Origin of the sequence: Amycolatopsis rifamycinica (genome assembly GCF_000695625.1) — a bacterium.
GTDB classification, from domain to species: Bacteria; Actinomycetota; Actinomycetes; order Mycobacteriales; family Pseudonocardiaceae; genus Amycolatopsis; species Amycolatopsis rifamycinica.
Genome location: NZ_JMQI01000039.1, coordinates 69,349 through 91,137 on the forward strand (window position 1 = coordinate 69,349; position 21,789 = coordinate 91,137).

General features: G+C 74.0%; 13 protein-coding genes. All 13 read left to right on the top strand.

The genetic code is table 11. From position 1 onward, the window contains the following. Positions 1-35 precede the first annotated feature (35 nt). The 13 genes from DV20_RS18250 to DV20_RS18310 all read left to right on the top strand — a co-directional run bounded on the left by DV20_RS18250 (position 36) and on the right by DV20_RS18310 (position 21,748). Positions 36-10,304, top strand: coding sequence for a type I polyketide synthase (locus DV20_RS18250; RefSeq protein ID WP_043781812.1), 10,269 nt, complete (start codon positions 36-38; stop codon positions 10,302-10,304). A gap of 10 nt (positions 10,305-10,314) precedes the next feature. Next, positions 10,315-11,097 (top strand): arylamine N-acetyltransferase, encoded by a 783-nt coding sequence (locus DV20_RS18255; RefSeq protein ID WP_043781814.1) that lies wholly within the window; start codon positions 10,315-10,317, stop codon positions 11,095-11,097. Between the two features lie 17 nt (positions 11,098-11,114). Further along, entirely contained in the window at positions 11,115-11,303 is a 189-nt protein-coding gene (locus DV20_RS18260; protein ID WP_043781815.1) for a hypothetical protein, read from the top strand. Then, positions 11,300-12,340 (top strand): 3-dehydroquinate synthase family protein, encoded by a 1,041-nt coding sequence (locus DV20_RS18265; RefSeq protein WP_043781818.1) that lies wholly within the window; start codon positions 11,300-11,302, stop codon positions 12,338-12,340. The genes DV20_RS18260 and DV20_RS18265 overlap by 4 nt, the downstream gene beginning before the upstream one ends. Beyond that, positions 12,337-13,644, top strand: a complete 1,308-nt coding sequence (locus DV20_RS18270; RefSeq protein WP_051736040.1) for a 3-deoxy-7-phosphoheptulonate synthase class II — start codon at positions 12,337-12,339, stop codon at positions 13,642-13,644. Before DV20_RS18265 ends, DV20_RS18270 begins: the two co-directional genes overlap by 4 nt. An 18-nt stretch (positions 13,645-13,662) precedes the next feature. After that, a complete protein-coding gene (locus DV20_RS18275) occupies positions 13,663-14,454 on the top strand; it encodes a shikimate dehydrogenase family protein (protein WP_043781820.1) in 792 nt (263 codons plus the stop codon). A gap of 91 nt (positions 14,455-14,545) precedes the next feature. Next, the gene (rifK, locus tag DV20_RS18280) at positions 14,546-15,712 is read left to right on the top strand and encodes a 3-amino-5-hydroxybenzoate synthase (protein ID WP_043781823.1); all 1,167 of its coding nucleotides are present in this window, start codon (positions 14,546-14,548) and stop codon (positions 15,710-15,712) included. After that, positions 15,709-16,779 carry a Gfo/Idh/MocA family protein gene (locus DV20_RS18285; RefSeq protein WP_043781825.1) on the top strand — a complete coding sequence of 357 codons (1,071 nt, stop codon included), beginning with the start codon at positions 15,709-15,711 and terminating at the stop codon, positions 16,777-16,779. The genes rifK and DV20_RS18285 overlap by 4 nt, the downstream gene beginning before the upstream one ends. Positions 16,780-16,791: 12 nt before the next feature. Further along, positions 16,792-17,490 (top strand): HAD-IA family hydrolase, encoded by a 699-nt coding sequence (locus DV20_RS18290; protein WP_043781828.1) that lies wholly within the window; start codon positions 16,792-16,794, stop codon positions 17,488-17,490. Positions 17,491-17,494: 4 nt separating this feature from the next. Then, positions 17,495-18,397 carry a kanosamine kinase gene (gene rifN, locus DV20_RS18295; protein ID WP_043781829.1) on the top strand — a complete coding sequence of 301 codons (903 nt, stop codon included), beginning with the start codon at positions 17,495-17,497 and terminating at the stop codon, positions 18,395-18,397. Between the two features lie 97 nt (positions 18,398-18,494). Continuing rightward, positions 18,495-19,259: a PIG-L deacetylase family protein gene (locus DV20_RS18300; protein WP_043781832.1), complete on the top strand. Its 765-nt coding sequence runs from the start codon at positions 18,495-18,497 to the stop codon at positions 19,257-19,259. A 167-nt stretch (positions 19,260-19,426) separates the two neighbouring features. Next, a complete protein-coding gene (locus DV20_RS18305; protein ID WP_043781834.1) occupies positions 19,427-20,935 on the top strand; it encodes an MFS transporter in 1,509 nt (502 codons plus the stop codon). Between the two features lie 84 nt (positions 20,936-21,019). Continuing rightward, entirely contained in the window at positions 21,020-21,748 is a 729-nt protein-coding gene (locus DV20_RS18310) for a TetR/AcrR family transcriptional regulator (protein WP_043781837.1), read from the top strand. Positions 21,749-21,789: the final 41 nt, after the last annotated feature.

A 21,789-nucleotide genomic window follows, 5' to 3' on the forward strand; every position in this document is an offset into this window, starting at 1 on the left:
ACCGACGCTCCAGCAACCCTTGTGAGGACCCAGGAATGGCCACGGACGAGAAACTCCTCAAGTACCTCAAGCGCGTCACGGCGGAGCTGCACAGCCTGCGCAAGCAGGGCGCCCGGCACGCCGACGAGCCGCTCGCCGTCGTCGGCATGGCCTGCCGGTTCCCCGGCGGCGTGTCCTCGCCGGAAGACCTGTGGCGGCTCGTGGCGGACGGCGTCGACGCCCTTTCCGGTTTCCCCGACGACCGGGGCTGGGAGCTGGACGGCCTGTTCGACCCGGACCCCGACCACCCGGGCACTTCGTACACCAGCCAGGGCGGCTTCCTGCGCGGGGCCGGGCTGTTCGACGCGGGCCTGTTCGGCATCTCGCCGCGGGAGGCCCTCGTCATGGACCCGCAGCAGCGGGTGCTGCTGGAGACGTCGTGGGAGGCCCTCGAAGATGCCGCCATCGACCCGCTTTCGCTGAAGGGCAGCGACGTCGGCGTGTTCTCCGGCGTGTTCACCCAGGGCTACGGCGCCGGGGCGATCACCCCGGACCTGGAAGCCTTCGCGGGCATCGGCGCGGCCTCGAGCGTGGCGTCGGGCCGGGTGTCCTACACCTTCGGGCTCGAAGGCCCGGCGGTCACCATCGACACGGCGTGCTCGTCGTCGCTGGTGGCCATCCACCTCGCCGCACAGGCGCTGCGCGCGGGCGAGTGCTCGATGGCGCTCGCCGGCGGCGCCACGGTGATGCCGACGCCCGGCACCTTCGTCGCCTTCTCCCGGCAGCGGGTGCTGGCCGCCGACGGCCGGTCCAAGGCCTTTTCCTCGACCGCCGACGGCACCGGCTGGGCCGAGGGCGCCGGCGTGCTCGTCCTCGAACGGCTTTCGATGGCGCGGGAACGCGGGCACCGGATCCTGGCGGTCATCCGCGGCAGCGCGGTCAACCAGGACGGCGCGTCCAACGGCCTGACGGCACCGAACGGCCCTTCGCAGCAACGTGTGATCCGCAAAGCGCTGGCCGGGGCCGGGCTGCTCGCGTCCGATGTGGACCTGGTCGAGGCGCACGGGACGGGCACCGCGCTGGGCGACCCGATCGAAGCGCAGGCGTTGCTCGCGACCTACGGCCAGGGCCGCGAGCGGCCGTTGTGGCTGGGCTCGATCAAGTCCAACTTCGGGCACACGCAGGCGGCCGCCGGGGTCGCGGGCGTGATCAAGGTGGTCCAGGCCCTGCGGCACGAGGCCATGCCGCCGACCCTGCACGTGGCCGAGCCGACACCGGAGGTCGACTGGTCGGCCGGCGCGGTCGAGCTGCTCACCGAGCCGCGCCCGTGGCCGCGCGAAGACCGTCCCCGCCGGGCCGGGGTGTCCGCGTTCGGCATCAGCGGCACCAACGCGCACCTGATCCTGGAGGAAGCCCCGGACCCGGGTCTGCAGCCCGTCGTGGGTGGAGAAGCGGGTTCCCCCGCACCACCGTCCGTGGTGCCGCTGGTCGTCTCGGCGGGCAGCCCCGCATCCCTGGCGGCGCAGGCCGGGCGGCTCGCGGAGGTCCTGGAGTCCGGCACGTCCCGGGCCGGGCTGGCGAGTGCGCTGCTGTCGAGCCGAGCGCTGCTGGGGGACCGCGCGGTCGTCGTCGCGGGCTCGGACGAGGAAGCCGTGGCCGGGCTGCGGGCGCTGGCCCGCGGGGAACGCGCGCCCGGCGTGGTGACCGGTTCGGCCAAGCCGGGCAAGGTCGGCTACGTCTTCCCGGGCCAGGGTTCGCAGCGGCTCGGGATGGGCCGCGAGCTGTACGAGCGCTACCCCGTGTTCGCGACCGCGTTCGACGAAGCCTGCGAGCAGCTGGACACGTGCCTGGCCGGCCGCGCCGGCCACCGCGTGCGGGACGTCGTGCTCGGCGAGGTGCCCGCCGAGACCGGGCTGCTGGACCAGACGGTCTTCACCCAGGCCGGGCTGTTCGCGGTGGAGAGCGCGCTGTTCCGGCTCGCGGAGTCCTGGGGTGTCCGGCCGGACGTCGTCATCGGTCACTCCATCGGCGAGATCACCGCCGCGTACGCGGCCGGGGTGTTCTCGCTGCCGGACGCGGCGCGGATCGTCGCGGCGCGCGGCCGGCTGATGCAGGCCCTGGAACCGGGCGGCGCGATGGTCGCCGTGGGCGCCTCCGAAGCCGAGGTCGCCGAGCTGCTCGGCGAGGGCGTCGAGCTCGCCGCCGTCAACGGCCCCGCCGCCGTGGTCCTCTCCGGTGACGAAGACGCCGTCCTCGCGGCCGCCGCCCGGATGCGCGAGCGCGGGCACAAGACCAAGCAGCTCAAGGTGTCGCACGCGTTCCACTCCGCGCGGATGGAACCGATGCTGGCGGAGTTCGCCGCCGAGCTGGCCGGGGTGACCTGGCGGGAACCGGAGATCCCGGTGGTCTCCAACGTGACCGGACGGTTCGCCGGGCCGGGCGAGCTCACCGAGCCGCGGTACTGGGCCGAGCACGTGCGACGGCCGGTGCGGTTCGCCGCGGGTGTCACGGCCGCGGCGGAGTCCGGCGGCACCCTGTTCGTCGAGCTGGGACCGGGCGCGGCGCTCACCGCCCTCGTCGAGGAGACGGCCGGCGTCTCGTGCGTCGCCGCGCTGCGGGACGACCGGCCGGAGGCGGCGGCGCTGCACACCGCGTTCGCCGAGCTGTTCGTCCGCGGGGTGGCCGTCGACTGGGCCGCCACCGTGGCGCCCGTGACCGGCTGGGTCGACCTGCCGAAGTACGCCTTCGACCAGCAGCACTACTGGCTCCAGCCGGCCGCGCAGGCCACCGACGCGGCTTCGCTCGGGCAGGTCGCGGCCGACCACCCGCTGCTGGGCGCGGTCGTGCGGCTGCCCCAGTCGGACGGCCTGGTCTTCACCTCGCGGCTGTCGCTGAAGTCGCACCCCTGGCTGGCCGACCACGTCATCGGCGGAGTGGTGCTCGTCGCGGGCACCGGGCTCGTCGAGCTGGCCGTCCGGGCCGGGGACGAGGCCGGCTGCCCGGTCCTCGAAGAACTCGTCATCGAAGCCCCGCTGCCCGTGCCCGGCCACGGCGGGGTCCGGATCCAGGTCGTCGTGGGCGCGCCGGGGGAGACCGGATCGCGCTCGGTCGAGGTGTACTCCCTGCGCGAGGACGCCGGCGCGGAGGTCTGGACCCGGCACGCGACCGGGTTCCTGGCCGCGTCCGCGGCGGGCCCCCAGCCGTTCGACTTCACCGCCTGGCCGCCGCCCGGCGTGCAGCGCGTGGAGGTCGGTGACTTCTACGACGAACTCGTCGAGCGCGGGTACGCCTACGGGCCGTCCTTCCGGGGTCTGCGGGCGGTGTGGCGGCGCGGTGACGAGATCTTCGCCGAAGTCGCGCTGGCCGAAGACGACCGCGCGGACGCGGCCCGGTTCGGCATCCACCCCGGGCTCTTGGACGCCGCCCTGCACGCCGGGATGCTCGGTGCGGCCACGACGGAGGAACCCGGACGTCCGGTGCTGCCGTTCGCCTGGAACGGCCTGGTGCTGCACGCGGCGGGCGCGTCCGCGCTGCGGGTCCGGCTCGCCCCGAGTGGCCCGGACGCCCTGTCGGTCGAGGCCGCGGACGAGGCCGGCGGTCTCGTCGTGACGGCGGATTCGCTGGTCTCCCGGCCGGTGTCCACCGGGCAGCTGGACGCGGCGGCCCACCATGACGCGCTGTTCCGCCTGGAATGGACCGAAATCCCACCGGCCGGGGACGCGTCCACGGACGACGTCGAGCTGCTCGAAGCGTCTGGCGACGAGCCCCTGGAACTGACCGGCCGGGTGCTGGAGGCCGTGCAGACGTGGCTTTCCGACGCGGCCGACGACGCCCGGCTGGTCGTGGTGACCCGCGGTGCGGTGCCCGCCGGTGACGGCGTCGTGCGCGACCCCGCCGGGGCCGCGGTGTGGGGACTGCTCCGGGCCGCGCAGGCGGAGCACCCGGACCGGATCGTCCTGCTGGACACCGACGGCGACGTTCCGCTGGGTCCGGTGCTGGCGTCCGGCGAGCCGCAGGTCGCCGTCCGCGGCACCACGCTGACGGCGCCCCGGCTCGCCCGCGCGGAAGCCGCGGCGGCCCCGGCCGTGTCCGGCCCGGGCCCGGTCCTGATCTCCGGCGCCGGCTCGCTCGGCGTGCTCACCGCCCGGCACCTGGTCGCCCGGCACGGCGTCCGGCGGCTGGTGCTCGCGAGCCGGCGCGGCCCGGCCGCCGACGGCATGGCCGAGCTGACCGCCGACCTCACCGCCCAGGGCGCCGAGGTCTCCGTGGTCGCGTGCGACCTCGCCGACCGGAACCAGGTCGAGGCCCTCCTGGCCGAACACCGGCCGGCCGCCGTCGTGCACACCGCCGGCGTCCTCGACGACGGTGTCTTCGCATCGCTGACGCGGGAGCGGCTGGCCAAGGTGTTCGCGCCGAAGGTCGACGCCGTCCGCCACCTCGACGAGCTGACCCGCGACCGGGACCTCGGTGCCTTCGTCGTGTTCTCGTCCGCGTCCGGGGTCTTCGGCTCCGCCGGGCAGGGCAACTACGCCGCCGCCAACGCCTACCTGGACGCCGTGGTCGCGAACCGCCGGGCCGCGGGCCTGCCGGGCACGGCGCTGGCCTGGGGCCTGTGGGAGCAGACCGACGGCATGACCGCGCACCTCGGCGGCGCCGACCAGGCGCGGGCCAGCCGCGGCGGTGTCCTGGCCATCTCGCCCGCGGAGGGCATGGACCTGTTCGACGCCGCGGTCGGCACGCCGGACGCCCTGGTCGTGCCGGTCAAGCTCGACCTGCGCAAAACCCGGGCCGGCGGGCCGGTGCCGCACCTGCTGCGCGGCCTGGTCCGCCCGGGCAGGCAGCAGGCGCGTCCGGCGTCCACCGTGGACGCCGGGCTGGCCGGACGGCTCGCCGGGCTCGCGCCGGCCGAGCAGGAGGCGCTGCTGCTCGACGTCGTCCGCACGCAGGTCGCGCTGGTGCTCGGGCACGCCGGGCCGGAGGCCGTCCGCGCGGACACCGCGTTCAAGGACACCGGGTTCGATTCGCTGACCTCGGTGGAACTGCGCAACCGGCTGCGCGAGGCGAGCGGGCTGAAGCTGCCCGCCACGCTGGTCTTCGACTACCCGACGCCGGTCGCACTGGCCCGCTACCTGCGTGACGAACTCGGAGACACGGCCGCTACGGCTCCGGTGCCGGCCGCGGCCGCCGCGGACCTCGGCGAGCCGATCGCCATCGTCGGCATGGCGTGCCGGCTGCCGGGCGGCGTCACCGATCCCGACGGCCTGTGGCGCCTGGTGCGCGAGGGCCTCGAAGGGCTGTCCCCCTTCCCCGAAGACCGGGGGTGGGACCTGGAAAACCTGTTCGACGACGACCCCGGCTCGTCCGGCACGACCTACACCAGCCAGGGCGGTTTCCTCGACGGTGCGGGCCTGTTCGACGCGGGCTTCTTCGGGATCTCGCCGCGGGAGGCGCTGGCCATGGACCCGCAGCAGCGGTTGCTGCTGGAAGCGTCCTGGGAAGCCCTCGAAGGGGCCGGTGTCGACCCGGGCGCGCTGAAGGGCGCCGACGTGGGCGTGTTCGCCGGCGTGTCCAACCAGGGCTACGGGATGGGCGCGGATCCGTCCGCACTGGAGGGCTACGCGAGCACGGCGGGCGCTTCGAGCGTCGTGTCGGGGCGCGTGTCCTACGTGTTCGGGTTCGAGGGTCCGGCGGTCACGATCGACACGGCGTGCTCGTCGTCGCTGGTCGCGATGCACCTGGCGGCGCAGGCCCTGCGGCAGGGCGAGTGTTCGATGGCCCTGGCCGGCGGCGTCACGGTGATGGGGACGCCCGGCACCTTCGTGGAGTTCGCCAAGCAGCGCGGCCTGGCCGGTGACGGCCGGTGCAAGGCCTACGCGGAAGGCGCGGACGGCACCGGCTGGGCCGAGGGCGTCGGGGTCGTCGTGCTGGAACGGCTGTCCGTGGCCCGCGAGCGCGGCCACCGGATCCTGGCCGTGCTGCGTGGCAGCGCGGTCAACTCCGACGGCGCGTCCAACGGCCTGACCGCCCCGAACGGCCCTTCCCAGCAGCGGGTGATCCGCCGAGCTCTGTCCGGCGCCGGGCTCCGGCCGTCCGATGTGGACGTCGTGGAGGGGCACGGCACCGGGACGGCGCTGGGCGACCCGATCGAGGCGCAGGCCCTGCTGGCCACCTACGGCACGGACCGGGACCCGGAGACGCCGTTGTGGCTGGGTTCGGTGAAGTCGAACTTCGGGCACACGCAGTCGGCCGCCGGCGTGGCCGGGGTGATCAAGATGGTGCAGGCGCTGCGCCACGGCGTCATGCCGCCCACCCTGCACGTCGAGGAGCCCACCAGCCAGGTCGACTGGTCCGCCGGGGCCGTCTCGCTGCTGACGGAGGCGCGGGAGTGGCCGCGCACCGGCCGTCCCCGCCGGGCCGGCGTGTCCTCCTTCGGGATCAGCGGCACGAACGCCCACCTGATCATCGAAGAAGCACCGGCCGAGCCCGAGCCGGTCGCCGCACCGCAAGACGGCGGGGTGGTGCCGCTGGTCGTCTCGGCCCGCAGCGCCGGGTCCCTGGCCGGACAGGCCGGGCGGCTGGCCGCGTTCCTCGGCGACTCCGATGCGCCCCTCTCCGCCGTCGCCGGGGCGCTGCTGACCGGCCGCGCCGTCTTCGGCGAACGCGCGGTCCTGGTGGCGGACTCGGCCGCGGAAGCCACGGCCGGGCTGACGGCGCTGGCCCGCGGCGAGGACGCGCCGGGCCTGGTCACCGGCCGGGTGCCCGCCTCCGGCCTGCCGGGCAAGCTCGTCTGGGTGTTCCCCGGCCAGGGGACGCAGTGGGCGGGCATGGGCCGCGAACTGCTGGACTCCTCGCCGGTCTTCGCCGAGCGGATCGACGAATGCGCGGCCGCGCTGGCGCCGTGGATCGACTGGTCGCTGCACGACGTCCTGCGCGGCGAAGGCCCCGGCCTGCTGTACCGGGTGGACGTGCTCCAGCCCGCCAGCTTCGCCATGATGGTCGGCCTGGCCGCGGTGTGGTCCTCCGCCGGCGTGGTCCCCGACGCGGTGCTCGGTCACTCCCAGGGCGAGATCGCCGCCGCCTGCGTGTCCGGGGCGTTGTCGCTCGAAGACGCGGCGAAGGTGGTCGCGCTGCGCAGCCAGGCCATCGCCGCGAAGCTCTCCGGCCGCGGCGGCATGGCTTCGGTCGCCCTGAGCGAAGAAGACGCCGTCACGCGCCTGGCGCCGTGGGCGGACCGCGTGGCAGTCGCGGCCGTCAACAGCCCCACGTCCGTGGTGGTCGCCGGGGACGCCGAGGCCCTCGCCGAAGCCCTCGAAACCCTGTCCGGCCAAGGCGTCCGCGTCCGGCAGGTCGCGGTGGACTACGCCTCGCACACCCGGCACGTCGAAGACATCGAGGACACCCTCGCCGAAGCGCTGGCCGGGATCGACGCCCGGGCCCCGCTCGTGCCGTTCCTCTCCACCCTCACCGGCGAATGGGTCCGGGACGCCGGTGTCGTGGACGGCGGGTACTGGTACCGGAACCTGCGCGGCCAGGTGCGGTTCGGCCCGGCCGTGGAGACGCTGCTCGGGTCGGGCCACGGTGTGTTCGTCGAAGTCAGTGCCCACCCCGTGCTGGTCCAGCCGATCACCGAGCTCACCGACGACGTCGTCACCGGGACCCTGCGGCGGGACGACGGCGGCCGGCGGCGGCTGCTGACGTCGATGGCCGAGCTGTTCGTCCGCGGTGTCGACGTCGACTGGGCCGCGCTGGTGCCGCCCGCCCGGGTCGACCTGCCGACGTACGCGTTCGACCACGAGCACTACTGGCTGCGCGCGGCCGGACCCGCTTCCGACGCCGTCTCGCTGGGCCTGGCCGGGGCCGGCCACCCGCTGCTCGGCGCGGTGGTGGAGCTGCCGCAGTCCGACGGCCTGGCCTTCACCTCGCGGCTGTCCCTGCGGACGCACCCCTGGCTGGCCGACCACGCGGTCCGGGACGTCGTGATCGTCCCCGGCACCGGGCTGGTCGAGCTGGCCGTGCGGGCCGGCGACGAAGCCGGCTGCCCGGTGCTCGACGAGCTGGTGATCGAGGCGCCGCTCGTGGTGCCCCGCCGCGGCGGGGTCCGCGTGCAGGTCGCCCTCGGCGGCCCCGGTGGGGACGGCTCGCGCACGGTGGACGTCTACTCCCGGCGCGAAGACGCGGACTCGTGGGTCCGGCACGCCACCGGCGTGGTGGTCCCGGGCGACCGGCCGCGGACGACCGCCGGCTTCGACTTCGCCGCCTGGCCGCCGCCCGGCGCGGAAGCCGTGGACATCGGCGGTGCCTACGACGTGCTCGCGGACGTCGGCTACGGGTACGGGCCGGGGTTCCGGGCCGTGCGCGCGGTGTGGCGGCGCGGCAGCGGGGAGAACGCCGAGACCTTCGCCGAAATCGCGCTCCCCGAAGACCACCGCGCGGACGCCGGTGCGTTCGGCATCCACCCCGCGCTGCTGGACGCGGCCCTGCACTCGACGATGGTCAGCGCCGCCGCGGACACCGCGTCCTACGGCGACGAGGTGCGGCTGCCGTTCGCCTGGAACGGGCTGCGGCTGCACGCGGCCGGTGCCTCGGCGCTGCGGGTCCGCGTCGCCAAGCCCGAGCGGGACAGCCTGTCGCTGGAGGCCGTGGACGAGACCGGCGGCCTGGTCGTCACGCTGGATTCCCTGGTCGGCCGTCCGGTGACCGACGACCAGCTGGCCACGGCGGCGGGCACTGGCTCGCTGTTCCGGGTGGACTGGACACCGGTGTCCTCAGTGGACACTGCGCGGCCGTCGCCGTCCTGGGTCCCGGTGGCCACCGCGGAAGACGTGGCGACGCTGGCCGACGACGTGCTGACCGGGGTGACCGAGGCCCCGGCGGTGGCCGTCATGGAAGCGGTCGCCGGCGAAGATCCGGTGCTGGCGCTGACCGTCCGGGTGCTGGACGTGGTCCAGTGCTGGCTGGCCGGTGGCGGCCTGGAGGCGACGAAGCTCGCGATCGTGACCCGCGGCGCGGTGCCCGCCGGCGACGGCGTGGTGACCGACCCCGCCGCGGCGGCGGTGTGGGGCCTGGTCCGGGCCGCCCAGGCGGAGAACCCGGACCGGATCGTCCTGCTGGACGCCGACGCCGAGGTGCCGCCGGTGCTGGGCTCGGTGCTGGAAACCGGGGAGCCCCAGGTCGCGGTGCGCGGGACGGCGCTGTCCATCCCGCGGCTCGCCCGCGCGGCCCGGCCGGACTCGCCCGCCGGGTTCACCACCCGCGGGCCGGTCCTGGTCACCGGCGGGACCGGCTCGCTCGGCGGCCTGGCCGCCCGGCACCTGGTCGAGCGGCACGGTGTGCGGCAGCTGGTGCTGGCCAGCCGCCGCGGCCTGGACGCCGAGGGCGCGAAGGACCTGGTCACCGACCTCACCGCACTGGGGGCCGACGTCGCGGTCGCCGTCTGCGACGTCTCCGACCGGGACCAGGTGGCGGCGCTGCTGGCCGAGCACCGGCCGGCCGCCGTGGTGCACACGGCCGGTATCGCCGACGCCGGGGTGATCGGGACGGTGACGCCGGCCCGGTTGGCGGAGGTCTTCGCGCCCAAGGTCGACGCGGTCCGCCACCTCGACGAGCTGACCCGGGACCGGGACCTCGACGCGTTCGTCGTCTATTCCTCGGTTTCGGCGGTGTTCATGGGCGCGGGCAGCGGCAGCTACGCCGCGGCCAACGCGTACCTGGACGGGCTGATGGCGAACCGCCGGGCGGCCGGCCTGCCGGGCCTGTCGCTGGCGTGGGGGCTGTGGGACCAGACCACCGGCGGCATGGCGGCCGGCACCGACGAGGCCGGCCGGGCCCGGATGACCCGGCGCGGCGGCCTGGTCGCCATGAACCCCGCCGACGGCATGGCGCTCTTCGACGCCGCCATCGGCTCGGGCGAGGCGGTGCTGGTCCCCGCCCAGCTCGACCTGCGGGGCCTGCGCGCCGAGGCGGCGGGCGGCGCCGACGTGCCGCACCTGCTGCGCGGCCTGGTCCGCGCGGGACGCCAGCAGGCCCGCGGGACGTCCACTGTGGACGAGGACTGGGCCGCCCGGCTGGCCGGGCTCGAGCCGGCCGAGCGGGCGGAGGTCCTCCTGGACCTGGTGCGCGCCCAGGTGGCCAGGGTGCTGGGGTACCGCGCCACCCAGCAGGTCGACGCGGACCAGGGGCTGTTCGAGATCGGGTTCGATTCGCTCACCGCGATCGAGCTCCGCAACCGGCTCCGCGCCCGCACCGACCGCAAGATCGCGCCCAGCGTCGTCTTCGACCACCCGACGCCGGCGCTGCTCGCCGCGCACCTCAACGAGCTGCTCTGAAAGAAGGTTGGTGAACGTGTTCGACGTGGAGACCTACCTCCAGCGGATCGGCTGCGGCGGGGAAACCGGCGTGGACCTCGAAACGCTGGCGAAGCTGCAGAAGAGCCACCTGACGGCGATCCCGTACAGCAGTCTCGCCTACGACCTCCGGGACGCCGTGAACGTCGTCGACCTCGACGAGGACGACGTCTTCGCGACCAGCGTCGCCGAAGGGAAGGGCGGCGCCTGCTACCACCTCAACCGGCTGTTCCACCGGCTGCTGACCGAACTGGGCTACGACGTCACGCCGTTGGCGGGCAGCACCGCCGAAGGCCGGGAGACCTTCGGGACCGAGGTCGAGCACATGTTCAACCTCGTCACCCTGGACGGGGACGGCTGGCTCGTGGACGTCGGCTACCCCGGCCCCACCTACGTCGAGCCGCTCCCGGTGTCGCCGGGGGTGCGGACCCAGTACGGCAGCCAGTTCCGGCTGGTGCAGCAGGACGCCGGGTACGCGCTGCAACGCCGGGGCGCGGTCACCCGCTGGAGCGTCGTCTACACCTTCACGACGCAACCGCGCGAGTGGAGCGACTGGAAGGAACTGGAGGACAACTTCCGGGCCCTCGTGGGGGACACCACCCGCACCGACACCCGGGAAACCCTGTGCGGCCGCGCGTTCGGCAACGGCCAGGTCTTCCTGCGGCAGCGCCGGTACCTGACGGTCGAGGACGGCCGCGAGCAGGTGCGCACCATCACCGACGACGACGAGCACCGGACGCTGGTGGCCCGCGTGCTGTCCGGCGACCTCGGCTGACCACGGAAGGCACGACGATGACGGAAAAAGAGGGCCTGCTGGCGAAGCTCGCCGGCCTCTGCAAATCCGCCTACCAGCAGCACTACATCCCGTACCTCAACTTCTTCTACGGCGGCGAGTACCTGCACCACGGCAGCGAGCCGGTGGCCAAGCTCGCCGACCTGCCGTACGTGACCGTGCCGGAGCCGCGGCGGGAGGCGCCGTGAGGACGACGATCCCGGTGCGCCTCGAAGAGCGGTCCTACGACGTGCTCGTCGGCCCCGGGGTGCGGACGGCGCTGCCCGAGGTCGTCGACCGGCTCGGCGCCCGCCGGGCGGTCGTCGTCTCGGCCCGCCCCGCGGACTGGGTGCCCGGAACCGGTGTCGAGACGCTGCTGCTGCCGGCGCGCGACGGCGAGCCGGCCAAAAGACTGTCCACTGTGGAACATCTGTGCGGTGAGTTCGCGCGGTTCGGGCTCACCCGGTCCGACGTCGTCGTCTCCTGCGGGGGCGGCACGACCACGGACGTCACCGGGCTCGCGGCCGCGCTCTACCACCGGGGCGTCGCCGTGGTCCACCTGCCCACGTCGCTGCTCGCCCAGGTGGACGCCAGCGTCGGCGGGAAGACCGCGGTGAACCTGCCGGCGGGCAAGAACCTCGTCGGCGCGTACTGGCAGCCCAGCGCGGTACTGTGCGACACCGACTACCTGACCACCCTGCCGCGGCGGGAGCTGCGGAACGGCCTCGGCGAGATCGCCCGCTGCCACTTCATCGGCGCGCCGGACCTGCGGGGACGCACGCTGCCGGAGCAGATCGCCGCCAGCGTCACCCTCAAGGCGGACATCGTCGCGAAGGACGAGCGGGACACCGGACCGCGGCACCTGCTCAACTACGGCCACACCCTCGGGCACGCGCTGGAGATCGCCACGGATTTCGCCCTGCGTCACGGCGAAGCGGTCGCCATCGGCACGGTGTTCGCGGGCCGGCTGGCCGGCGCGCTCGGCCGCATCGACCAGTCCGGAGTGGACGAACACCTCGCGGTCGTCCGCCACTACGGCCTGCCGGCCGCGCTGCCCGAGGGGGTCGACCCGGCCGTGCTGGTCCGCCAGATGCACCGCGACAAGAAGGCGATCACCGGGCTCGCCTTCGTCCTGGCCGGGCCCCGGGGCGCGGAGCTGGTGAGCGACGTGCCGCCGCGGGTCGTCACCGACGTCCTCGCCGGGATGCCCCGCGACAGCCTGGAAAACCTGCTGGGGGCGACATGACCGGGCGGTGGGCGCTTTCCCGGGGAGGTGCCCCCTCGGTGCTGGCCGGACGGCTGAGCGCGGCGCTGGCCCGGCCGGCCGCGCAGCAGCCGTGCTGGCCGGACGCCGACCGGGCGGAGGCGGTGGTCGGGCTGCTGCACGAAGCCGAGCCGATCGTGGCGCCGGAGGAGACCGCGCGGCTGAGCGCGCGGCTCGCGTCGGTGGCCCGCGGTGAAGCGTTCCTGCTGCAGGGCGGGGACTGCGCCGAGACGTTCGCCGGGAACACCGAACCGCACCTGCGGGCCAACCTGGGCCTGCTGGAGCGGATGGGCGAAGTGCTGGCGGAGGCAGCCGGCCTGCCGGTGGTCAAGATCGCGCGGATGGCCGGGCAGTTCGCCAAGCCGCGGTCCAGCACCGTCGACGCCCTCGGCCTGCCGGTGTACCGCGGCGACATCGTGAACTCCCCGGAGTGCACGGTCGCGGCCCGCACACCCGACCCGCACCGGATGCTGCTGGCCTACGCCCACGCCGCCGGCGCGATGGACCTCGTCCGCAAGCTGTGCGCCGAAGGCATCGAAGAACCCCTGGTGGCGCTGGCCGGGGCCGGCCACCCGGCACGGGGAGAACGGCGTTTCGGCGACGGCGGGCGGCCCGCGCGGCCGACGGAGATCTACGTCAGCCACGAGATGCTCCTGCTCGACTACGAGCGGGCCGTCCTGTGGGCGGATCCCGGCGGCCCGGAACCCCGGCTGTCCAGCGGGCTGGCGCACTTCCTGTGGATCGGGGAACGCACCCGGCAGCCCGACGGCGCCCACATCGCGTTCGCCGAGCTGCTGTCCAACCCGATCGGCCTCAAGCTGGGGCCGAGCTGCACCCCGGAGGAGGTAGCCGAGTACGTCCGGCGGCTCGACCCGCACCGCACGCCGGGCCGGCTGACGCTGGTCAGCCGGATGGGGCACGCCCAGGTCCGCGAGCTCCTCCCGCCGATCGTCGAGAAGGTCACCGCGTCCGGGCACGAGGTGATCTGGCAGTGCGACCCGATGCACGGCAACACCCGGACCTCGGGCAACGGCTACAAGACCCGGCACTTCGGCCACGTCGTCGCCGAGCTCGCCGGCTTCTTCGAGGTGCACCGGCGGCTCGGCACCCACGCCGGCGGCATCCACGTCGAGGTGACCGGCGACGACGTGACGGAGTGCCTCGGCGGGGCCGCGGGCCTCACCGAAGCCGACCTGCCCGGCCGCTACCTGACCGCCTGCGACCCGCGGCTCAACGCCGGCCAGTCGGTCGAGCTCGCGTTCGCCGTCGCCAAGATGCTGCGCTAGCCGCGGCGGGAGGCCGAGATGACCATCAGCGGCACCACCCGTCTGTACGTCGTGCTGGGCGATCCGGTCGCCCAGGTCCAGTCGCCCGGGCTGCTGAACCCGCTCTTCGCGGAGCTGGCCGTCGATGCGGTGCTCGTCCCGGTGCACGCGCCGGTGCCGCACCTCGAGCGGATCGTCGCCGGGCTGAAGTGCGTCGCCAACCTCGACGGCATCTTCGTCACCGTGCCGCACAAGGTGGCGGTGGCCGGGCTGGCCGACCGGTGCGGCCCGATGGTGGAGATCGCCGGCAGTGCCAACGCACTCCGGCGGGAGGCCGACGGCCGGTGGTACGCCGAGAACTTCGACGGCACCGGCTTCGTGGCCGGGCTGGTCGAGGCCGGCCACGACCCGAAGGCCCGGCAGGTGACCCTCGTCGGGGCCGGCGGCGCGGGCAGCGCGATCGCGGCCGCGCTGCTGGCGGCGGGCGCCGGCCGGCTCGCCGTGTGCGACCCGGACACCGCGAAACTGGCCGCGTTGCGGGCCCGCCTGGACGTGCACTGGCCGGGCCGGACCGCGGTGGCGGCCGAGCCGGACACCGCGGGCGCCGAGATCGTCGTGAACGCGACGCCGCTGGGGCTGCGTCCGGACGACCCGCTGCCGTTCCGGCCGGCCGAGCTGGCCCCGCGCACCGTGGTCGCCGACATCATCATGAAACCCCGCGAAACCCGGCTCCTCCGCGAAGCGGCGGCCCTCGGTCACCGCGTCCACCACGGAATCCACATGCTCGACGGGCAATTGGGCTCCTACCGCGCTTTCTTCGGCCTGGCCTGATATCCCCACTACCAAGCCGGGGGATGTAGGCAGGTCGGGTGCCGATCTAGCCTTTTTTCACATTCGAACCCCAGCGGAGATTCGGAGAACCATGAACGCGCGAAAGGCACCGGAATTCCCCGCGTGGCCGCAGTACGACGACGCCGAGCGGGACGGCCTGCTCCGCGCGCTCGAACAGGGTCAGTGGTGGCGCATGGGCGGGGACGAGGTCAGCTCCTTCGAGCGCGAGTTCGCCGCCCACCACGGCGCCGCGCACGCGCTGGCGATCACGAACGGCACGCACGCGCTGGAACTCGCCCTGCAGGTCATGGGCGTCGGCCCGGGCACCGAGGTCATCGTGCCCGCCTTCACCTTCATCTCCTCGTCCCAGGCCGCCCAGCGGCTCGGCGCGGTCACCGTCCCGGTCGACGTCGACGCGGCCACCTACAACCTCGACCCGGAGGCGGTCGTGGCCGCCGTCACCCCGCGCACCAAGGTGATCATGCCGGTGCACATGGCCGGGCTGATGGCCGACATGGACGCGCTGGCCAAGATCTCCGCCGACACCGGCGTCCCGCTGCTGCAGGACGCCGCGCACGCGCACGGCGCACGCTGGCAGGGCAAGCGCGTCGGCGAGCTCGACAGCATCGCCACGTTCAGCTTCCAGAACGGCAAGCTGATGACGGCGGGCGAAGGCGGCGCGGTCGTCTTCCCCGAAGGCGAAAGCGAAAAGTACGAGACGGCGTTCCTCCGGCACAGCTGCGGCCGTCCCCGCGACGACCGCCGGTACCTGCACAAGATCGCCGGCTCCAACATGCGGCTCAACGAGTTCTCCGCGTCCGTGCTGCGCGCGCAGCTGGCCCGCCTCGACGAGCAGATCGCCGTGCGCGACGAGCGCTGGGCGCTGCTGTCGGAGCTGCTCGGCGCGATCGACGGGGTCGTACCGCAGGGCGGCGACGTGCGCGCCGACCGCAACTCCCACTACATGGCCATGTTCCGCGTCCCCGGGCTCACCGAGGAGCGGCGCAACGCCCTGGTCGACCGGCTCGTGGAAGCCGGCCTGCCCGCGTTCGCGGCCTTCCGCGCGATCTACCGCACCGAGGCCTTCTGGGAGCTCGGCGCGCCCGACGAGACGGTGGAGGCGATCGCGCGGCGCTGCCCGAACAGCGACGCGATCAGCAGCGACTGCGTCTGGCTGCACCACCGGGTCCTGCTGGCCGGCGAGCCGGAAATGCACGCGACCGCCGAAATCGTCGCCGACGCCGTGGCGCGGGCATGACCGTCCGGGCCGCGGTGGTCGGGCTCGGCTGGGCCGGCCGGGAACTGTGGCTGCCCCTGCTGCGCGAGCACGCGGACTTCGAGGTGGTCGCCGCCGTGGACGCCGACCCGGCGTCGCGGCAGGCGTTCACGAAGGCGACCGGCATCCCCACGCACGCCGCGGTGTCCGCGCTGACCTCGCGCGAGGTCGACCTCGCCGTCGTCGCGGTGCCGAACTACCTGCACACCGAGGTGGCGGGCGCGCTGCTCGCCACCGGCATCTCCGTCTTCCTCGAGAAGCCGGTGTGCCTGACCTCGGCCGAGATCGACGTCCTCGCGGCGGCCGAACGCAGCGGCGGGATGCTGCTGGCCGGCAGCGCCGCCCGCTACCGCGGCGACGTCGGGGCGCTGCGGCGGCTCCTGCCGGAGCTGGGCGACATCCGGCACGTCGCGATGGGCTGGATCCGCGCCCGGGGCGTGCCGCGCGCCGGCGGCTGGTTCACCCAGCGGGAGAAAGCCGGCGGGGGCGCGCTGTACGACCTCGGCTGGCACCTGCTCGACACGCTCGCGTTCCTGCTCGGCCCGGCCGCGTTCACGCAGGTCATCGGCGTGACGTCGGACGACTTCGTCAACGCCGGCGCCTGGCGCGCGGCGTGGCGGCAGGACCGGCTCGGCGCCGACCCCGCCGATGTCGAGGACACCGCGCGCGGCTTCCTGGTCCGCGAGGACGGCGTCTCGGTGTCGCTGCGGGCGAGCTGGGCGTCGCACCAGGCGCGGGACGTCTCGGTGCTCCACGTCGAGGGCAGCGCCGGCACCGCGGACCTGCGGTGCACCTTCGGCTTCAGCCCGAACCGGGAGCCCGAGCCGGTGCTGACGGTGACCCGGGAGGGCGTCACGACGCGGGTGCCCGTGCCGCTCGAACGCATCGGCGTCGAATACACGCGCCAGGTGGGTGACCTCGCCGCGATGCTGGCCGATCCGGCCCAGCGCGGCCGGGCCGTCGCCGAAGCACGGCCGATCGTCTCGATGATCGAGAACTTCTACGCCTCCGCGGGCACGGCGCGGGGCGCTGTCCCGGCGTACCAGTAGAGAGGGTGCTCCATGACATTCCCGATCGTCGAGCGGCCGGGCACCGGGGCCGATCCCTCGGTGCCGGTCCGGCACGCGGTCATCTTCGACCTCGACGGGGTCGTCGTCGACAGCTTCGCGGTGATGAGCGAGGCCTTCGCCATCGCCTACGCCGAAGTGGTCGGTGACGGGCCCGCGCCCTTCGAGGAATATCGGCGCCACCTCGGCCGCTATTTCCCGGATATCATGAGGATCATGGACCTGCCGCTGGAGATGGAGGAACCCTTCGTCCGCGAGAGCTACCGCCTCGCCGGCGAGGTCCAGGTCTTCGGCGGGGTCACCGAGCTGCTGCTGACGCTGCGGGCCCGCGGCCTGCGGCTGGCCATCGCGACCGGCAAGAGCGGGCCGCGGGCCCGGTCCCTGCTCGACGACCTCGGCCTGCTGCCGTTCTTCGAGCACGTCATCGGCTCGGACGAGGTCGCCCGGCCCAAGCCGGCCCCCGACATCGTGGAGCGCGCGCTGAGCCTGCTGGACGTCCCGCCCGGGCAGGCCATCATGATCGGTGACGCGCCCACCGACATCGCCAGCGCTCAGGGTGCCGGCGTCGCCTCGGCGGCGGCGCTGTGGGCGCCTCCGGACGACATCGGCGAGCTGCTCGCCGCGGGTCCCGACGTGGTGCTGCGGCAGCCGGCCGACCTGCTCGCGCTCTGCCCGTCGGTGCCCGGCCGCTGACGGCGTGTACCACCTCGGCATCGACGTCGGCGGCACGAAGGTCGCTTTTCGCGTCGAACAGGCCTCGGCGTTCGTGGAGGAGACCGCGTTCAGCTGGGGAGCCCGGCACAGCGCGGAGGACGACCTCGCCCGGCTGGCCACCCACGTCGCCGAGCTGCGGCAACGGCTCGACGCACCGCTGGAGGCGGTCGGCGTCGCGATGCCGGGCACGGTCGGCCCGGACGGCCGCATCGCGACCTGGCCCAGCCGCCCGGAGTGGACCGGCGTCGACCTCAAGAAGACGTTGCGCACGCTGTTCCCCGAGGCGGCGATCGCCTGGGCGGACGACGGCGACCTCGGCGCGCTGGCGGAGGCGCGGGCCTCGGGCTGCGACAACCTGCTGTACATCGGAGTGGGCACCGGCATCGGCGGCGGCCTGGTCCTGGGCGGAGTACCGTGCCCGGGCCTCGGCCGCGGTTCGTTCGAGATCGGCCACGTGATCGTCGAGATGGGCGGGGTCCGCTGCGTGTGCGGCCGCCGAGGGTGCCTGCAGGCCCTAGCCTCGGGCCCGGCCACGCTGCGCAGGGCGGGCCTGCTGCGCGGCGCGGACGTGACGTTCTACGTGCTGCAGCGGGCGTTGCGCGAGGGCGAGCCGTGGGCGTTCGACGCGCTCGAAGGAACAACCCGCGCCTTGGCGGCCGCGGTGACCAGCGTCCAGGAGCTCGTCCACCCCGACCGCGTGCTGATCGGCGGCGGTTTCGCGGCGGGGATCCCCGAGATCGTGCCGTCGGTTTCCGGGTACCTCGCCGATTTCGCCCGCCAGGGGCAGGCACCGCTGCTGGTGGAGCCGGCCGCACTGGGCGGGTTGTCGTCCCTGCGTGGCGCGGTGGCGCTCGCCGGGCTGGTGGCGTCGGGGGAGATGCCGTGAGCGCTCGGCCGGTTCGCGGTGGACGCCGTGGACGTGGGCCGCAGCACTGCTCACCTGCGGGATCCCGTGCGCGTCTCGCGTGCGTAGGTTCGGCGCCATGGGCACTCTCGTTTCCTTCCACGCACACCCCAACGACGACACCACCACCTGCGGCGGCGTCCTGCGCAAGGCCCACGAGGACGGCCACCGCGTCGTGCTCGTGCTCGCCACCCGCGGTGAACTCGGCTACAACCCGGACGGGCTGCTGGCCGAAGGCGAGACGCTCGGTGACCGCCGGGCCGTCGAAGCCCGCGCCGCCGCCGATGTGCTCGGGGTGGACCGGCTCGAGTTCCTCGGGTACACCGACTCCGGGATGGCCGCCGCCGGGGAGGGCGGCACCTTTCAGACCGCGGACGTCGAGGAAGCCGCGCGGAAGCTCGCCGGGATCCTCCGCGAGGAGAACGCCGATGTGCTGACCGTCTACGACGAGAAGGGCACCTACGGCGACCCCGACCACATCCAGGTGCACCGCGTCGGCACGCGAGCGGCGGAACTCGCGGGCACGCCGAAGGTCTTCCAGTCCACGATCAACCGCGAGCACATCAAGGCCAACCAGCGCGTGCTCGCCGAGCGGGCCGGGGTCGAGCTGCCCGCGGGCCCGGACTTCGGCACCCCGGAAGCCGAGCTCACCTGCCGCGTCGACGTCTCCGCCTACACCGAGTACAAGCGCAAGGCGCTGCTCGCCCACGCCAGCCAGATCACCCCGCAGTCCACGCTGTTCACGGACCTGCCGGAGGACACGTTCCGGACCATGTTCGGCACCGAGTGGTTCATCCGCACCGGCCAGGGGCCGGGGATCACCGAAACCGACCTCATGGCCTGAACGCCGCTCTGCCCCCACCGGGCCGCACCGCACGGGCACCCGCCCGCGCCGTGCGGCCCGTCGCGTTTCCTCCGCCGGGCACCCTTGCGCGCCGTTCGCCGCTCCTTATATGGTGTATAAGAACTTGTCGGAAGCAATTCGCTACCAGGGGAGCCCTCTTGCGCGAAATGCAGGCCACGGTGGCGGTGACCGATACCCGGAATCCACGGCGCTGGCTGATACTGGCCGTCATTTCCCTGGCGCAGCTGGTCGTCCTGGTCGACAACACCGTGCTGAACCTGGCCATCCCCAAGCTCACCGAAGACCTCGGCGCCACCACCGCCGACATCCAATGGATGATCAACGCCTACGCCCTCGTCCAATCCGGCCTGCTGCTCACGGCCGGCGGTTTCAGCGATCGGTACGGCCGGAAACGGTCGTTGCTCGCCGGGCTTCTGCTGTTCGGGATCGGTTCGCTGGCCGCCGCGTTCAGCGTGTCCTCCGGGCAGCTGATCGCGGCCCGGGCCGGGATGGGCGTCGGCGGGGCGCTGCTGACGACCACCACGCTGGCCGTCGTCATGCAGGTCTTCGACGAAAAAGAACTGCCGAAGGCGATCGGCCTGTGGAGCGCCGTCAGCTCCTTCGGGTACGCCAGCGGCCCGCTGGTCGGCGGTGCGCTGCTCGCCCGCTTCTGGTGGGGCTCGATCTTCCTCGTCAACATCCCGGTCGCGCTGCTCGGCTGCGTCGCCGTGGCGAAACTCGTGCCGGAATCCCGGGACCCGCACGGCACCCGGCCCGACCTGGTCGGCGCGGCGCTCTCCACGGCCGGCATGGCCGGGGTCGTCTACGCGATCATCTCCGGCCCGGAGCACGGCTGGGTCTCGGGCACCGTCCTGGTGGCGGCCGGGCTCGGCGTGGCCGCGCTGGCCGCGTTCGTCCGGTGGGAACTGCGCGTGCCGAACCCCATGCTGGACATGGGTTTCTTCCGCAACCGCCGGTTCAACGGCGCGATCTCCGGCGGCCTGCTGGTCGCCTTCGGGATGGGCGGCTCGGTCTTCCTGCTGACGCAGCAGCTGCAGCTCGTGCTCGGCTACGGCCCGCTGGAAGCCGGGCTGAAGACGGCTCCGCTGGCGCTGGTGGTCGTCGCGCTGAACGTCGTGGGGCTGGGCGCGAAGCTGCTCGAGAAGCTGGGCATCGCGCTGACCATCGTCGTCGGGATGACGCTCAACGCCGCCGGCCTCGCCATGGTGGCCGTGCTGGGCACCCCCGATCGCGGGTACGGCGGGATGCTGGCCGGTCTGCTCGTCATGGGCGGCGGCATCGCCTTCGCCATGCCCGCCATGGCCAACGCCATCATGACCTCGATCCCGGCGGAAAAGGCCGGGGCGGGAGCCGCGGTGCAGGGCACCGTGAACCAGTTCGGCAGCGGGCTCGGCGTCGCCATCCTCGGCGCCGTGCTCAACTCGCGGTTCGCCGCGCTGCTGCCGATCGGTCTCGGGGCCGGCGCCGCCGGTTCGCTGCACGAAGCCCTGCTCGAAGCGCGGACGCCGGAACTGCGGGCGCGGGTGCGTGACGCCTTCGCCGGCGGGGTGCGGGCGAGCGAGCTGATCGGCGCGCTGGCCGTCGTCCTCGGCGGCCTGCTCGCCGGCCTGCTGCTGCGCCGGGCGGCCCGGTCGGAGGCGCACCAGGCCGCCTGAGGAGCGGCCCCACGATCAGGCAGGGTGCGTGGCGCCACGCACCCTGCCCCCTTTACCGTTGAACCGCGTGAAGGGAGGGCCACCATGGGCAAACGGGCGTCGCAGCCGCGCGAGAGCGTGTGGCTTTCCCCGCGGCCGGCCCGCCGGCACCGGGCGGGCGAATCCGAGCTCGACCGCGAGAAGATCGTCGCCACCGCGGTCCGCGTGCTCGACGCCGAGGGCGACGCGAAGTTCTCCATGCGCCTGCTGGCCGAGGAACTGAACGTCACGCCGATGTCGGTGTACTGGTACGTCGCGAACAAGGACGACCTCCTGGAGCTCGCCCTGGACGCGGTGGCGGGCGAGATCGAGCTCCCGCCGATCGGCGACGGCAACGACTGGCGCGACGACCTGCGTGCCCTCGCCCGCGCGTGGCGCCGCACGATGGTGGCCCACCCGTGGGCGATCCGCTGCTACGGCGAATACCTGAACATCGGCCCGAGCAGCCTGAGGTTCACCGAGTGCGCCCAGGCGGTGATGGCCCGCTCACCGCTGCCGCTGAAGGACCGCTCGGCGGCGCTGAACGTGGTCTTCCAGTACGTCTACGGCTTCACGGCCACGGAAAGCCGCTGGCTGGAGCACCTCGCCGAAACCGGCCGCACGGCGGAGGAGTTCGCCGCCGAGGTGACGGGCAGCATGGCGGCGATGTCCTCGACGCTCGAAGAAGGCGGCCTGCTGGAGCGCGACGGCGACCAGTCGATGGAGCAGCTGCGGGACCGGGACTTCGACCGCGGCCTCGACTGGCTGTTCACCGGCATGGTCGCCGGCGCGTGACCCGGCCGGAAGGTCGGACGAAAAGCTCCGGCCGGCCGGGA